The organism is Mesorhizobium sp. B3-1-7, assembly GCF_006439385.1.
In the GTDB taxonomy this organism is placed as follows: Bacteria; Pseudomonadota; Alphaproteobacteria; order Rhizobiales; family Rhizobiaceae; genus Mesorhizobium.
This window is the reverse complement of sequence record NZ_VFTL01000018.1, coordinates 23,577-37,979: the sequence shown is the minus strand read 5'-3', so window position 1 is coordinate 37,979 and position 14,403 is coordinate 23,577. Positions and strand designations below refer to the sequence as shown.

Annotated in this window: 15 protein-coding genes; 9 read left to right on the top strand and 6 right to left on the bottom strand. The window is 64.7% G+C overall.

The window, feature by feature from the left end:
- Positions 1-194: 194 nt before the first annotated feature.
- The 8 genes from FJ417_RS16360 (at position 195) to FJ417_RS16325 (ending at position 9,268) form a co-directional block, all read left to right on the top strand.
- Positions 195-1,178, top strand: a complete 984-nt coding sequence (locus tag FJ417_RS16360; RefSeq protein ID WP_140784172.1) for an ABC transporter permease — start codon at positions 195-197, stop codon at positions 1,176-1,178.
- Complete coding sequence (locus FJ417_RS16355; protein ID WP_140784171.1) at positions 1,168-2,700, top strand: sugar ABC transporter ATP-binding protein; 1,533 nt, start codon at positions 1,168-1,170, stop codon at positions 2,698-2,700. The genes FJ417_RS16360 and FJ417_RS16355 overlap by 11 nt, the downstream gene beginning before the upstream one ends.
- A 63-nt stretch (positions 2,701-2,763) precedes the next feature.
- Positions 2,764-3,759, top strand: coding sequence for an ABC transporter permease (locus FJ417_RS16350; RefSeq protein ID WP_140784170.1), 996 nt, complete (start codon positions 2,764-2,766; stop codon positions 3,757-3,759).
- 1 nt (position 3,760) lies between these two features.
- Positions 3,761-4,546 (top strand): SDR family oxidoreductase, encoded by a 786-nt coding sequence (locus FJ417_RS16345; RefSeq protein WP_140784169.1) that lies wholly within the window; start codon positions 3,761-3,763, stop codon positions 4,544-4,546.
- 19 nt (positions 4,547-4,565) lie between these two features.
- A complete protein-coding gene (locus FJ417_RS16340) occupies positions 4,566-5,771 on the top strand; it encodes a CaiB/BaiF CoA-transferase family protein (RefSeq protein ID WP_140784168.1) in 1,206 nt (401 codons plus the stop codon).
- A gap of 2 nt (positions 5,772-5,773) precedes the next feature.
- Positions 5,774-6,556, top strand: a complete 783-nt coding sequence (locus FJ417_RS16335) for an enoyl-CoA hydratase/isomerase family protein (protein WP_140652853.1) — start codon at positions 5,774-5,776, stop codon at positions 6,554-6,556.
- Positions 6,553-8,409, top strand: a complete 1,857-nt coding sequence (locus FJ417_RS16330; protein ID WP_181183225.1) for a CoA-transferase — start codon at positions 6,553-6,555, stop codon at positions 8,407-8,409. Before FJ417_RS16335 ends, FJ417_RS16330 begins: the two co-directional genes overlap by 4 nt.
- Before the next feature lie 10 nt (positions 8,410-8,419).
- Complete coding sequence (locus FJ417_RS16325; protein ID WP_140784167.1) at positions 8,420-9,268, top strand: SMP-30/gluconolactonase/LRE family protein; 849 nt, start codon at positions 8,420-8,422, stop codon at positions 9,266-9,268.
- Between the two features lie 53 nt (positions 9,269-9,321).
- On the opposite strand, the gene pqqE is transcribed toward FJ417_RS16325, so the two are convergent.
- The 4 genes from pqqE to pqqB are packed head-to-tail and all read right to left on the bottom strand — an operon-like array spanning position 9,322 to position 12,447.
- Positions 9,322-10,464, bottom strand: coding sequence for a pyrroloquinoline quinone biosynthesis protein PqqE (pqqE, locus tag FJ417_RS16320; RefSeq protein ID WP_140784166.1), 1,143 nt, complete (start codon positions 10,462-10,464; stop codon positions 9,322-9,324).
- Positions 10,461-10,757 carry a pyrroloquinoline quinone biosynthesis peptide chaperone PqqD gene (pqqD, locus tag FJ417_RS16315; protein WP_140784165.1) on the bottom strand — a complete coding sequence of 99 codons (297 nt, stop codon included), beginning with the start codon at positions 10,755-10,757 and terminating at the stop codon, positions 10,461-10,463. Before pqqD ends, pqqE begins: the two co-directional genes overlap by 4 nt.
- Complete coding sequence (gene pqqC / locus FJ417_RS16310) at positions 10,754-11,512, bottom strand: pyrroloquinoline-quinone synthase PqqC (RefSeq protein WP_140784164.1); 759 nt, start codon at positions 11,510-11,512, stop codon at positions 10,754-10,756. Before pqqC ends, pqqD begins: the two co-directional genes overlap by 4 nt.
- A complete protein-coding gene (gene pqqB / locus FJ417_RS16305) occupies positions 11,509-12,447 on the bottom strand; it encodes a pyrroloquinoline quinone biosynthesis protein PqqB (protein WP_140784163.1) in 939 nt (312 codons plus the stop codon). The genes pqqC and pqqB overlap by 4 nt, the downstream gene beginning before the upstream one ends.
- On the opposite strand from pqqB, the gene FJ417_RS33120 reads away from it, so the two are divergent.
- Complete coding sequence (locus FJ417_RS33120) at positions 12,431-12,922, top strand: hypothetical protein (RefSeq protein ID WP_181183224.1); 492 nt, start codon at positions 12,431-12,433, stop codon at positions 12,920-12,922. The genes pqqB and FJ417_RS33120 overlap by 17 nt on opposite strands.
- Here the strand turns inward: FJ417_RS33120 and FJ417_RS16295 are convergent.
- Together FJ417_RS16295 and FJ417_RS16290 are read right to left on the bottom strand one after the other, a co-directional pair.
- Positions 12,865-13,767, bottom strand: coding sequence for a substrate-binding domain-containing protein (locus tag FJ417_RS16295; protein WP_140784162.1), 903 nt, complete (start codon positions 13,765-13,767; stop codon positions 12,865-12,867). The genes FJ417_RS33120 and FJ417_RS16295 overlap by 58 nt on opposite strands.
- A complete protein-coding gene (locus FJ417_RS16290) occupies positions 13,739-14,263 on the bottom strand; it encodes a c-type cytochrome, methanol metabolism-related (protein ID WP_140640331.1) in 525 nt (174 codons plus the stop codon). The genes FJ417_RS16295 and FJ417_RS16290 overlap by 29 nt, the downstream gene beginning before the upstream one ends.
- Between the last annotated feature and the right edge of the window lie 140 nt (positions 14,264-14,403).

The following is a 14,403-nucleotide window of genomic DNA, read 5'->3' as shown; positions in this document are numbered from 1 at the left end:
GGAAGGACCACCAGCCAGGCGCCGACGGCCAGCGAAAACACGGCGCCGGCGCCTGACCTTAGAGCCGGATGATTTCAGGTCTGTTCGACCTGAAATCTGAATCCGTCTCTCAATCCGAGAGATAGAGCATGATGTCGTCCGAAAACCGCTTCACACTTTTCGGCATCATGCTCTAGCGACGGGAACGGACTGATATGAGCGAGCTTACACACGCTTCCGCGCAGAAGCGTTTCATCGGCGGCCAGCTTCTCGGCAGCAGCCAACTGGTGCTGGGCGGCATCCTGACGGTGCTTTGCATCGCCATATCGATCGTGGCGCCGCAGTTCTATTCGGAGGCCAACATCATCGCCATCCTGCGCCAATGCGCGCTGGTGCTGATCGTCGCTTCGGGCATGACCATGCTCATCATCACGGCGGAGGTCGACCTGTCGGTCGGCGCCTCGCTTGCCTTTGTCGGCTGCATCGGCATGGCGGTGCTCAATTCCACCCATAGCCTCGCGCTCGGCATGCTGGCGGCACTCGCCTTTGCCGGCGGCGTCGGCCTGTTCAACGGGCTCGTCGTCACCAGGCTCAGGGTGAATTCGCTGATCGCCACCATCGGCACGATGATGATGCTGCAGGGCGGCGTCTATCTGTTCACGCGCGAGGCGGTGCAGAACCACAATCAACTGGCAAGCTTCACCGATCTCGGCGCCGGCTATGTCGGCGCCGTGCCGGTTCCCGTCATCCTGGCGGCGCTGATCTTCCTTGTTGCCTATGTGACGCTGCGCTTCACCACGCTCGGCCGCTATCTCTACGCGGTCGGCGCCAATGAAAAGGCGGTGCGCCTCTCCGGCCTGCGTTCGGAACGGCTCAAGCTGCTTGCCTTCGTCGTCACCGGCCTGTGCGTCGGCGTTGCCGGCATGATCCTGTCGTCATTGATGAATGCCGGCCAGCCGACCGCCGGGCGCGGCTTCGAGCTGACGGTGATCGCCGCCGTCATTCTCGGCGGCACCAGCCTGCTCGGCGGCCGCGGCTCGCTGTTCGGCACGCTGCTCGGCGTGCTGGTGCTGAAGGTGATCGACAACGGCATCATCATCCTCGGCTGGAACCAGGACCTGCAGATGGTGGTGCCGGGCATCGTCATCATCCTGGCGACCTATCTCGACATCATCCGGAACAAAGCCAATGTCCGTTGATTTCCTTCATCCCGGCGAAGGCGCGGCCATCGACACGAATGTGTCGGCGCTGGAGATGCGCGGCATCGGCAAGCGGTTTCCGGGCGTGGTGGCGCTGGACAATGTCGACTTCACCCTGGAGCCCGGCAAGATCCACGCCCTGATGGGCGAGAACGGCGCCGGCAAGTCGACGCTGATCAAAATCATGGCAGGCGTTTACGGCAAGGACGCCGGCACCATCCGCATGCGCGGGCGCGAGGTCGACATCAAGTCGCCGCGCGACAGCCTGAAGGAGGGCATCAAGGTCGTCTTCCAGGAGATCGCGTTGATCTCCGAATTCACCGTCGCGGAAAACATCTTCCTCGAAGGCTATCCGACCGGCAGGACCGGCTCGATCGACTGGAAGAAGATCCGCGCGGACTCGGCGGCGCTGTTCAATCGCATCGGCTTCAACGTCGATCCGGCGGCGCGGACGGGATCGCTGCCGGTCAGCCAGCAGCAGATGGTCGAGATCGCCCGCGCGCTCGCCCACGAGGCGCGTGTGGTGGTGATGGACGAACCGACATCCTCGCTGACGCCGAACGAAGTCTCGCTGCTGTTCACCGTCATCCGCCGCCTGGCATCGCTCGGCATCGCCGTGGTCTATGTCAGCCACAAGCTCGACGAGGTGTTCGAGATCGCCGACACGGTGACGGTGCTGCGCGATGGACGCCACATCTCGACCAAGCCGATCGGCGAGCACACCAACGACACGCTGATCCAGGACATGATCGGCCGCCGCATCGACAACCTCTTTCCCCGTCAGCGCGGCGCGGCGGGCAGCAAGGTGGCGCTCTCCGTCGAGGAGCTCAGCACGGCGAAGAAGCTCATCGACGTGTCATTCGAGGCGCGCGCCGGCGAGGTGCTCGGTTTCTTTGGATTGATGGGCGCCGGCCGGACCGAGCTCGCCAAGGCGATCGTCGGCTACGATCCGATCATTTCGGGCACCATCACGGTCGACGGTCAGCGCCTCGCGCCGCACGACACGCGCACCGGCGTGCGGCTCGGCATCGGCCTGCTCACCGAGGACCGCAAGAGCGAAGGCCTGATGGGCGAGCTGCCCGTCTACCAGAATGCCAGCCTCGCCTCGCTCGGCGCATTCGCCCGATTGGGCTTCGTCGACAAGGCGAAAGAGCATCAGGCGGTGCAAGACTATGTCGACCGCTTCCGCATCAAGACGCCCAGCCTGTTCCAACAGATCAAGAATCTGTCGGGCGGCAACCAGCAGAAGGTGCTGATCTCGCGCTGGCTGATGCGCGGCCTGAAGGTCATCGTCGTCGACGAGCCGACACGCGGCATCGATGTCGGCGCCAAGTCGGAAATCTTCGCGCTGATCGACCGGCTCGCCGGCGAGGGCCTGGCGGTCGTCATGATGACGTCGGAGATGCCGGAGCTGCTCGGCCTCGCCGACCGCATCGCGGTGATGTGCGAGGGCCGCCTGACCTCGATCATGTCGCGCGAGGAAGCCACGCAGGAAAAGATCCTCAATGCGGCGATCGGATAGAACCATGGCGCATCGCCGCAGCACTTCTTGCGATACGCGCCATTCCCTTGGAGGAGGCAAGCGATGAGCCTTGCAAGCACGGCTTCCGCAAAAGACCGGCCATCCATGCTGGCGCGGCTCTTTGCCCGGCAGGAACTGGCGCTGCTCGTCTGCCTGATCCTGGTGCTGGCGTTCTTTTCCGCGACGGTCGAGAATTTCTTCTCCGTGCGCAACATGACCAACGTGCTGGGCCAGGCCTCGCTGGCGCTCACCGCCGGCATCGGCTGCGCCATCGTCTTCATATCCGGCGAGGTCGATATCTCGATCGGCTCGCTGCTGGCGACCATCGCGCTGCCGCTGATCATCATCATGAACGATACCAATTCGCTGTTGCTCGGCGTCGGCGGAGCGCTGCTGTTCGGCCTGATCATCGGTGTGGTGAACGGCTATCTCGTCGCCTATGCCGGCATCAACTCGCTGATCGTGACGCTGGGCACGATGTTCATCATGCGCGGCGGCGTCTATCTCTACACCGGCCAGCGCGCGATCCCCGACGACGCCAGCCTCGACAGCTTCATCGCGCTGTCCGACGGGCGTCTGTTCAACATCATCCCATATTCGGCGGTGATCGCCATCATGCTCCTCGCCGCCTTCGGCTACATGATGCAGCACCGGCCGTTCGGGCGGCAGATCTACGCCGTCGGCGGCAATCAGGAAGTGGCGCGGCTGGCAGGCTACGACGTACGGCGCGTCAAGTTCGTCTGCTTCATCATCAGCGCGCTGCTGGCGACGGTTGCCGGCATCATCCTGGCGGCGCGTGTCGGCTCGGCGCAGCATACGGCGGGGCTCAACTTCGAATTCCAGGTCGTTGCCGCGACGGTTCTCGGCGGCGTGAGCCTTGCCGGCGGCATCGGCAGCCTGACAGGGATGGCGCTGGGCGTGCTGATCCTGCAATTCCTGTCGAACGGCCTGCGCGGGCTCGGGCTGCCGACCGAATGGCAGCTTGTCATCACCGGCATGATCATCATTGCCGCGGTCGCCTTCGACGAAGCGAAGCGCCGGCGCGCGAATGGAGGCTGACATGGCTCGTCTTGAAGGAAAAACCGCAGTCATCACGGGTGCGGCCGACGGCATCGGCCACGCGATCGCCGAGGCGATGGCGCGGGAAGGGGCACATGTCTTCCTCGGCGACATCGCCGACGAGGCCGGCGAGGCGTTCGCCGCGGCACTTCGCGCGGCCGGCCGCCGCGCCGATTATGTCCATTGCGACGTCTCCCAGGAAGCCGATATCGCCGGCCTGATCGACAGCGCGGTGAAGAAGACCGGACATCTCGACATCCTGGTCAACAACGCCGCCATCGCCATCGGCGGAATGCCGGTGCACGAGATGACCGACGAGCAATGGCACCGGCTGATCGCCGTCAACCTGACCAGCGTGTTCCGCGGTTGCAAATACACGCTGCCGCACATGATCGCGCAGAAGTCGGGATCGATCATCAACATGGCCTCGGCGCAGGGCCATATCGGCCTCGACGGCTGGACCGCCTATGCCGGCGCAAAGGGCGCGGTGATGGCGATGACGCGCCAGATGGCGGTGGAGTTCGGGCCGATGAACATCCGCGTCAATTCGATCTCGCCCGGCACCATCAACACGCCGATGAACGACAGGCTGATCAAGGAGATCGGCGGCAGCCTAGCCAAGGCCTGGGTCAAGATGCATCCGCTCGGCCGCATCGGCGAGCCTTCCGAAGTGGCCGAGGCCGCCGTCTATCTCGCCTCCGATGCGGCCGGCTTCACCACCGGCACCGACCTGCGCGTCGATGGCGGGCTGACGGCGGCACCCCGCTACGTTCCCGAACTGCTTTGAAAACGAAACGAGACATGAAATGAACAAGGCCCTCGAAGGCGTCCGTATCCTCGATTTCAGCCATCTGCTGCAGGGGCCGTTCGCCACGCAGCTTCTCGGCGACATGGGCGCCGACGTCATCAAGATCGAGCGCGCCGGCGCCGGCGACATGTTCCGCGGCATGACCTTCTTCGCCAAATGGGTCGGGGGATCCGAGAGCCCGAACTTCCTCGCCTGGAACCGCAACAAGCGCTCCATCGCGCTCAACCTGAAAAGCCGCAAGGTGCACGCCATCATCATGGAGATGGCCCGGACCGCGGATGTCGTGGTGCAGAACTTTCGCCCTGGCGTGCTGGCCAAGCTCGGCTACGGTTACGAGGACTTCAAGGCCGTCAATCCCCGCATCATCTACTGCTCGGGTTCGGGCTATGGCGAGGAGGGGCCCTACGTCGAGCGCCCCGGACAGGACATGCTGATCCAGGGACTGGCCGGGCTGATCGCCAACACCGGCCGCGGCGACCAGGCCCCGGTTCCCGCCGGCGCCGGCCTCGCCGACCAGATCGGCGCCATGAATATGGTCTACGGCATCCTGTCGGCGCTCTATTATCGCGAGAAGACCGGCAAGGGCCAGAAGATCGAGGTCAATCTGCTGGCCGGCCTGCTGGCGCATCTCAACCAGGAATATGTCGCCGTGCTCAATCTCGGCGAGGATTTCGTGCGGCCGAATTCCGGCATCGGCCATCCCGGCATGCAGGCGCCGTTCGGCATCTACGAGACCAGGGATGGCGGCTATGTGTCGATCGCCATGAGCCCGTTCAAGACGCTCTACGAAGTGCTGGAGGCGCCGCAACTCGCCGTCTACGACGATCTCAAGACGCTGTTCGACAAGCGCGACGAGGTGTTCGAAAAGGTCAATGCCGAGACGAAGAAATTCGCCACGCAGGACCTCTTGGCGCGGCTGCTCAAGGCAGACATCTGGTGCGCCGAGGTGAAGGACATTCGTCGCGCGGCGGAAGACCCGCAGGTCACGCATATGGGCATGATCACCAGCTACGATCATCCGCGCGGCGGCAAGGTGAAGGTGGTGGCGCCAGCCGTCAAGATGAGCGAGACGCCCGCGACCATCGAGCGACCGGCGCCGTTGGTCGGCCAGCATGGCCGCGAGATCCTGGCCGAGTTCGGTCTGTCGAAGGACGAGATCGCTGCACTCGAAGCGTCGGGCGACATGACCGTGGACGCGGTCTGAGGATGGGCGCCTACCAGACACTCACGGTCGAAACCCAGGGCCGGGTCGCGGTCGTCACCTTCCGCCGCGCCGACCAGCTCAACGCCATGAACCGGATCATGCAAGGCGAGATCACGGAGGCGTTCGAGGCTCTCTCCTCTGACCCCGGCGTCGGCGCGATCGTGGTGACAGGCGAGGGGCGCGGCTTCATGGCCGGCGCCGACATCAAGGAATACGCCGCCCAGACCGCCGCCGAGTTCGACACGTTCCAGGCTGCCGGGACGCGCATGTATGCGGCGATCGAGAACAACCGCAAGCCGGTGATCGCGGCGGTCAACGGCTTCGCGCTGGGCGGCGGCATGGAGCTGGTGCTGTGCTGCGACATCGTGATCGCCAACCAGTTCGCGAAACTCGGCCTGCCGGAAATCAAGCTCGGGCTGATCCCCGGCGGTGGCGGCACGCAACGCAGCGTCGCCAAGCTCGGCCGCAACCGCGCCAATCTTCTGCTGATGACCGGCGCCATCGTGCCGGCCTCCGAATTCGTGAGCACCGGCCTGGTCAACGAGATCGTCGATGTCGAAAGGCTGATGCCGCGCGCGCTGGAACTGGCCGGGATGATCGCCGCCGAGCCCGCCGCCGCGATCGAAGGCCTGAAGGCCCTGACGGCCCATGCCGAGTCCGGCGATCTGGCGGATGGCCTCGCCATGGAGCGCAACATATTGGGCGGCCTCTACCGCAGCGAGATCGGCCAGCGGCGCGTCAAGGAGTTCGCCGAGAGGAGCGCCGTGAAGAAGGCCGGCTCATGAGTGGCGACGACAATCGCGGCCTCGGCTGGGCGCATGGCGCGCTGACCGTGCAGCGGCTCGGCGCTGTGACAGATCGCAGGTCAGTTTCCCTGGTCAAGCCGAACCGGCCCCGCTTCACCGATATCGAGGGGCTGGCGGCGATGGTCCGCGACGCCGACGCTTTCGGCGTCGGCGGCCACCACTTCGCCCGGCTGCCGATCGCGTTGCTGCGCGCGATCGCCAGGTCCGGCGTCAAGGATCTGCGTTACGTCTCCTGGGCCGGCGGGCTGCCGCTCGAGCTGCTGCTCGATGCGGGCGCGGTGGCGGAAGTCGAGCTGTGCTTTTCCAGCCTCGACATCTTCGGGCTGCCGCCGAGGTTTCGCGCGGCGGCCGAAAACGGCGCGATCCCCGTCCGTGATTGGACGGCACTGGCCATGATCCAGGCGCTGCGGGCGGCGCAGCAGAACCTGCCTTCGATGCCGTTCCAGTTGCCTCAGGGCTCCGACATGCTGGCGCGCGTGCCGGGTGTGGTCGCCAGGCCCGATCCGCTTGCCGGGACCGAGACCGGATTTGCCCCACCGCTCAGGCTCGACACCTTCATCGTCCACGCCCAGCGCGCCGACCAAAGCGGCAATGTCGAGATCATCGGGCCGCGGGCGCTGGACTTCGCCATGGCGGGCGCGGCGCGCCAGGTGCTGGCCACGGTCGAGGAAATCGTCCCGGTCGGAGCGCTGCGGCGGGACGGCCGCCAGAGCGTGCTTACCCGCAACCAGGTTTCGGCGATAGCGCTGGTCCCGGGCGGCGCCTATCCGGCCTCGTGCCTGCCATTCTACGTCACCGACTATCAGGCCTTGTCGGAGGCGTTTGCGGCGAAGGACGCAGCTTTGTCGGACAAGCTCGACCTGCCTGCTGACGGCCTACCGGAGCGGCTTCAAAAAGCGGCCAAGGTCACCGCCGAAACGGTCCTCGCGATGCCGGTGCCCGCACAGGGGAACGGGAAGGCAACCGTCGACGAGATCGTCGCCGCCCGCATCGCCGCCGAGCTCGACAATGAGAGCTTCGCCAGCGCCGGGGCGGTATCGCCGCTCGCCAACGTCGCCTACCGGCTGGCCAAGGCGACGCACGCGCCGGACATGATCATCGCGACGATGAGCTGCGGCCACCTCGACATCGCGCCGAGCCCGATGGTGCTGTCGCTGATCGAAAGCCTCGATTGCGAGACAGCCGTGGCGCATGCCGGCGGCGACGACACCTATTCGACCTATTACCAGGCGGGCGCCGTGACGCATGAGATCGTCGGCGCGGCGCAGGTCGACCGGTACGGCCGCGTCAACACCATCGCGCTCAGCAAGCCGAGCGGCGGCCTCATCCGGCTGCCAGGGCAAGGCGGCATGGCCGACGTTGCCAACATGCATCGCGACTACTTGCTTTACGTCCCGCGTCATTCGGTCCAGTCGCTGGTGGACGCGGTCGACATCGCAAGTTCCGCCCGCGGACTGCTGACGCCGGCCGAACGCGAGCCGATGGGCTATCGGACAGGCAAGGCGCTGGTTTTCACCGATCTCTGCATCTTCCGGCTCGACCAGACATCGCGGGAATTGACCGTCGTCGAAACCATGCCAGGCGTTACCCAGCAGCAGGTCCGTGACGCCACCGGGTTCGAAGTGACATTCGATGCCGATTGTCGCGAGGTGCCGGTGCCCTCCAGCGATACGCTCGCCGTGTTGCGAAACCGCATCGACCCGCTTGGCCTGCGTCGTCTGGAATTCGTCAGCGCCAAGGAGCGTGGCGCTCTGATCGTCGAAATCCTCGCGGCCGATCGCGCGATGGTCGAGCGCTGCATCGCCGCGCGGACGTCGTCCGCCGCAAGCTGAGGAGCGTTCCATGGCAAAGCCGTTGCTCGACATGTCGGCCGCCCGTGTCTTCTTCGACGGCATCTTCACCAATCCACGCGTCGCGCATCCGGAGGGCGTGGCAGTCCATCGCGACGGATCGATCTGGTGCGGCACCGAAACCGGCGATCTGCTGAGGCTGGCGGCCGACGGCGGCTCGGTCGAGCGCATGGGCGGCACCGACGGTTTTCTGCTCGGCATTGCCTTCGACCGTGCCGGCAACTGCTTTGCCTGCGATCTCAGGCATGCCGCGATCTTCCGCTGGGATTCCGTGACAGGTCGCATGGAGCGCTTCGCTTCGTCCGGTATCCGCGTGCCCAACTATCCGATCGTCGACGAGGCGAGAGGCTGGCTCTTCGTTTCGGACAGCGTCGGCCAGGACAATCGCTCGGGTATCTTCCGTTACGATCTCAGGACGGGCGAGGGCGGCCTGTGGTGCCGGGAAGCGATGTCCTTCGCCAACGGCATGGCCATGGCGCCGGACGCCAACGGGCTCTATGTGGTTGAGAGCGATGCGCCCTGCATCAGTTATGTGCCGATCCTCACCGATGGTACGGCGGGACGCCGGCAGGTCGTCGTCGAAGACGTGCGCAATGTTCCCGACGGGCTCGCCTTCGCTTCCGACGGCTCACTGCTCATTTCATGCTACGAGCCGAGCCGCATCTATCGCTGGCGAAAGGACAGCGGTCTCGAAGTGCTGATCGAGGATCCGTCTGCGACGACGCTGGCGCATCCCACCAACATCGCCTTCAAGGGCGACAAGCTCTACACCGCAAACCTTGGCCGCTGGCACATCACCGAGATCGATCTGGCCGGGATTCCGGGCTTGAGCGGCGCCTAATCGGCAAGAGACACAAGGCGATACCGCCAAGGGCCAAGGTATCCTTCGGGCCGTTATCGGTGGGCAGGCTCGGCGCGCGTGTCAGGTCGGGTTGCGGCGCCGATCCGCCGGAAAATGAAGCTTTCATTTCCCTTGGGCGCTGCCTCCGCCTGCGCAGCGTCGGTCAGTATCGCCATTCGATTGTGGATCGGCGACTTGACGCAGGCCGGATCCGTTGCGGTGGCATCGCCGGCAATCGCCATCGCCTGACACCTGCAGCCGCCCCAATCGACCTCGCGCCGTTCGCAGCTTCGGCAAGGTTCCTGCATCCATTCGGTGCCGCGGAAGGCGTTGAATGCCTCTGAATCGGTCCAGATTTCGGCGAGCCTGCGTTCTCCGAAGCGCTCGAAGCGGAGCGAGGGAATCGTCTGGGCGGCATGGCACGGCAACACGGTGCCGTCGGGAGCCACCATGAACGCGTCGCGCGCCCAGCCGCCCATGCATGGCTTGGGATAGATGGCAAAATAATCCGCCGTGACGAAGTCGATGTCCATGATGCCGGCGAGCCTTTCGCGCGCCGCCGCGACAATGTCCGCCTGCCGGTTGACCGCTGCCAGGTCGGGCATCAGCCTGTCGCGGTTGGCGAGCGCCCAACCGGCATACTGGACGTTCGCGATCTCGAGCCGCTCGGCATCCAAGGAGAGGGCGAGATCGATGAATTCCGGCACTTCCTCGATGTTGTGCCGGTGGACCGGCGCATTGATGGTGAGCGGCAGCCCGGCCGCGCGGGCGCGGTGCGCCGTCTCCAGCTTTTTCTCGTGGCTGCCCCGGTGGTTGCCGATACGGTCGGTGGTCACTGGTCGGGCGCCCTGGAAGCTCAGTTGCAGGTGGTCGAGTCCGGCTTCGGCAAAGGCCTCGATGCGGCCCTCGGCAATGCCGACGCCGGCGGTGATGAGATTGGTGTAGACGCCACGCGCCGAAAGCCCGGCAATCAATTGTTCGAGGTCGCGGCGCAGGGTCGGCTCGCCGCCGGAAAGATGCACCTGCAGCACGCCGAGATCGGCGGCCTGCGAGAAGAGATCGAGCCAGGTCTGCGTGTCGAGCTCGCGATTGGCCTTCAGCAATTCGAGCGGATTGGAGCAATAGGGGCACTGCAGCGGGCAGCGATGCGTCAGTTCCGCCAGCATGCCGATCGGAGGCAGAATGGGCTCGCTCATAGCTTCACCAAAAGCTTGTCCGACCATTCCTGCAGGAAGGCGATGACGTCGGCCGCCACGTCCTCCGGGCCTGCGTCATAATCGGCCGCAAGACCGGCGATGATGCTGTCGACGGTGGACTGGCCGTCGCAGCGGCGCAGTATGTCGAGGCTGATCTCGTTCGGCCAGAATACCTTCTCCGGCGAAAGCACGGCGAAGGCCTGCCGCACGGGATCGTACTGGATGCGCACATGCTTGGGCAGCGATGGCGCAGACCGCAACGACACAATGGCTTTTTCGCGCAGCGCCATCATTGGGCCGCCTCCGGGCGGAAGGCGCCGGGCGGGATGTTTCCCGGCGCGCTATAGGCATGCTGGAGAGCATCGAGCATGGCCCAGAGTATATCGCATTTGAACACCAGCGCATCGATCGCCTGCTGCTGGCGTTCGGGCGTGTCGGCGTGAGCCATCACGTAGGCGAGGGCGAAGTCTGCGTCGCGCGAGGCCTGTTCGGGCCGCCGGCTGAAATAGGCCAGCGTATCCTCGGTGATGTAATCGTATTTCGCCAGCATCGCCGGCACCCGCTCGCCGATGATGCGCGGCGAGAACATCTCGGTCAGCGACGACGCGACCGCCTCGAGCAGCGTCCGGTTGGTGCAGAACGACAGGTAGGCGCCGACGGCGAAGCGGGTCGCCGGCAGCGCCAGCCTTTCGCTTTTGACCGCTTCGGCATCGAGCCCGAGCGAGGTCGCCAGATGCAGCCAGCGCGCGATGCCGCCGCTCCAGCCGTCCTCGCCGTCATGGTCCTCGATGCGTTTGCGCCAGGCGGCGCGAAACGCCGGATCCTCGGCATGTGCCAGGATCATGGCGTCCTTGCGCGGAATGACCGCCTGGTAGCAATATCGGTTCAGCGCCCAGGCCTGCATTTCGGCTTTCGACAGCGCGCCGCCGGTCATTCTGTGATGGAAAGGATGGCGGTTGTGATAGCGCTCGTCACCGACCTGCCGCAGCACAGCCTCGAGCTCGCTCTTGGACAGGCCACCTCTGGTCGCGTCGCGGAAATCGCTCAAAATTCCATCTCCATGCCATCGCCGGCGATTTCCCAGCCAGCCGCCCTGACCGCCGCGTGTTCGGCGGAATTCTCGTCCAGAACAGGATTGGTATTGTTGATATGAATGAAGATACGGCGAGCGATCTTCACATCGGCCAGGCCGGCAATCGAACCCGCTTGTCCGGACATTGCGATGTGCCCCATGCGCGCGCCGGTTTTCTGGCCGACACGCGCCGCGATCATCTCGTCGTCCGTGTAGACGGTGCCGTCGAACAGAAGGCAGCCGGCATTGGCCAGGCGCGCGCACAGCGCGGCATCGATGCGCGCGCAGCCCGGAATGTAGAAAACGGCGCCGCTGCCGTCGGCCCCGCTGATACGGACCCCGATCGTGTCGCCCGTGTCGGAGCTGAAGTCGGCATCGGGATCGCCTCCTTGCTCGAGATAGAGCGCGACCTTCCCGGGCACCGGAAAGCTGCCGACGACAACGCCGGTCGGATGGCCGTCCGCGTCGCGGATCGCCATTTCCTCCGTCGGCGCCAGCAGGCGCCGCGGCACGATCACCGGATCGAGGACATTGAAGATCGAATTCGCCTCCAGCGTCGCCAGCACCTGTGCCGTCGCATAGATCGCGAAGGGCTGTCGTTCACGCAGGCTGAGCAGACCGGCGATATGGTCCACGTCGGCATTGGTCAGCACCACCGCGCGGATAGGCGTCGAGCGCAACGGTGCGTCGGCCGCGGGCTGCAGCTCAGGCGTGTGCGCAATCTGCTGGCGGATGTCGGGCGATGCGTTGAAGAGAACCCAGCCCGTCCCGTCCGCCGATGCGGCAATGGATGATTGGGTTCGCGAATGTACGCCGAACATCTCGCTGCGAGCCGCGCGACTCAGGCGGTGATTGCAGTTCCATTGCGGAAAGCCGCCTCCGGCCGCCGATCCGATGATCTTCACGCGCATGGCAAATGCGTGCTCCGCGGCCAGTCTGACCGGCTTGTCGGCGTTAGAAAGCTTTGTATCCGCGTTGTTTCCCGCTGCAAAGCCTGCGGCGGGGTGCATGCCCCTGCTGCCAGGGACATGCACCCTTGCGGCCTACTTCCTGGGAGGAATTTCAGCAGGCAGATACCGCGAAATTTCGAAGCCCGCAGCGACTTGGCACATGGTCGGTTTCTTCCAGCTCTTCTTCATGGCATTCTCCTCTTCTGCCAGCCCGAAGGGGCCGGTCATGTCATTGACGCCATTGCGGGCGGTGCAATGGCTCGTCCATCACTTCACAAATGGACAAATGAAACACTGGGTTCTCAAAACAACTAAAGAAAACTATCTGCCTCGAAGATCGGTTCCTTCCCTCCATCGCCGTTTTCGCGCCGATCGCGCTCACCCCGGCGCCGCCGTGATCGGGTTGTCATGTTCGTCGATCAGCGGCACGTTGTAGTCGAGCAGGAGCTTGTTGATCTCCGCCTGGTTCTCGCGGATCACCTTGTTGAGCATACGCTTCCATTCCTGGTCGGATGGACGCACGCCCATGGTGATGCGGTAGGACATGCGCGAACCGGTCTTTTCCTTGACCAGCGGGACGATCGTGACATTCGCGCCGAGCTGCCTTGCGTAGTAGCCTGCCATCGGCCCCCACAGGATCGCCGCGTCGATCTTGCCGGCAAGCATGTCCTTGAGCACGACTTCTCCCATCGACGGGGTGACGCGCGTATCGACGGCCAGCGGGTAGATCTTGGCCGTTCGCAAGAGCTTGTTGGCGGCCATGTTGGCGGTCGGCGGCGTGCGTTCGACGACGCCGATCCTCTTACCGGTGAGTTTCGGATCCTCGATCGTCTCGACACCCTCGAGATCATCGCCCTTCGGGTGCACAAGCACGTAGGAGGAGCGATAGTAGGCGTTGGTGTTCTGCACCAGCTCGTCGCCCTGGGCATAGCCCATGATGATGTCGCATCGGTTGGCGGCAAGCGTGTTGCGCACGAAGCCCATGACGGTCGGAAACCATGTGTAGGCGACCGACTTCCGCCCTGTCTTCCTGGCGACCAGCTCGGCCAGCTTGTTTTCGAATCCCTTACCGTTCTGGTCGGTGAAGGGCATGTTCGAAGGATCGGCGCAGACGCGCAGAATGTCGGGATCGACCAGCTCTCCCGCTGCGCCAAGGCCGGCGCCTTGCGCCCAGGCGGCCGATGGCAGCAAGGCGAGCGCGCCGAGCAGGGGCAGAACGAAACGTGGCTTCGATGCAACCCGGCCTGTCACGTCATCCCCCCATGCAGGATTTTTCGGCATCCTTGGCCGCTTGGGGTTTGTCCTCGTGCTTGGGCGGCCTGCCGCGCGGCGCGGCGCCGTCGGCGCGGGCGCGCAGATAGACGTAGAGGTCATCCAGGTAGCAATAGACGTTCTTGTTGTCGCCAAAGGCCGGCATGACGTTCTCCTTGCCGTTGGCGGTGTTCTTGCGGCCCTGGGCGACGATCGAGAGGAAGGTAGGGTAGTCAATTGTCTTAAGGCTGTTCGCCAGGGCCGGGGCATAGGTCGAACCCATCCCGTCCTGTCCGTGGCAGACATGGCAGTCCGAGTGATAGCGGCGATAGCCGCTGAAGGTGTACCAATCCACGGTTCCGTTCTCGATCTTGTAGGTTGGATTTCCATCCGCATCCAAATATTTGCCGCCCTCGTCCTTCACCGCCTTGGCTTTGTCGGCGCTGTCCTCGGCCTGCGCCGAAGTCGGGCCGGCCAAAGGCAGAAGGGTCAGGGCTAGAACGGAAACTGCGATGCGGATGGACATTCAGACACTTCCTTATTTTGCCAAGGACGAAGGGTTGCCGTCGCGAAGCGGCGTTGACCGGTGTTCGGGTGTGCTGCAGATCGAGAGCCCGGCCGTTGCCTGCGGATGATCCGGGCTCTCGATCTTTCAGCCTTCGGTCT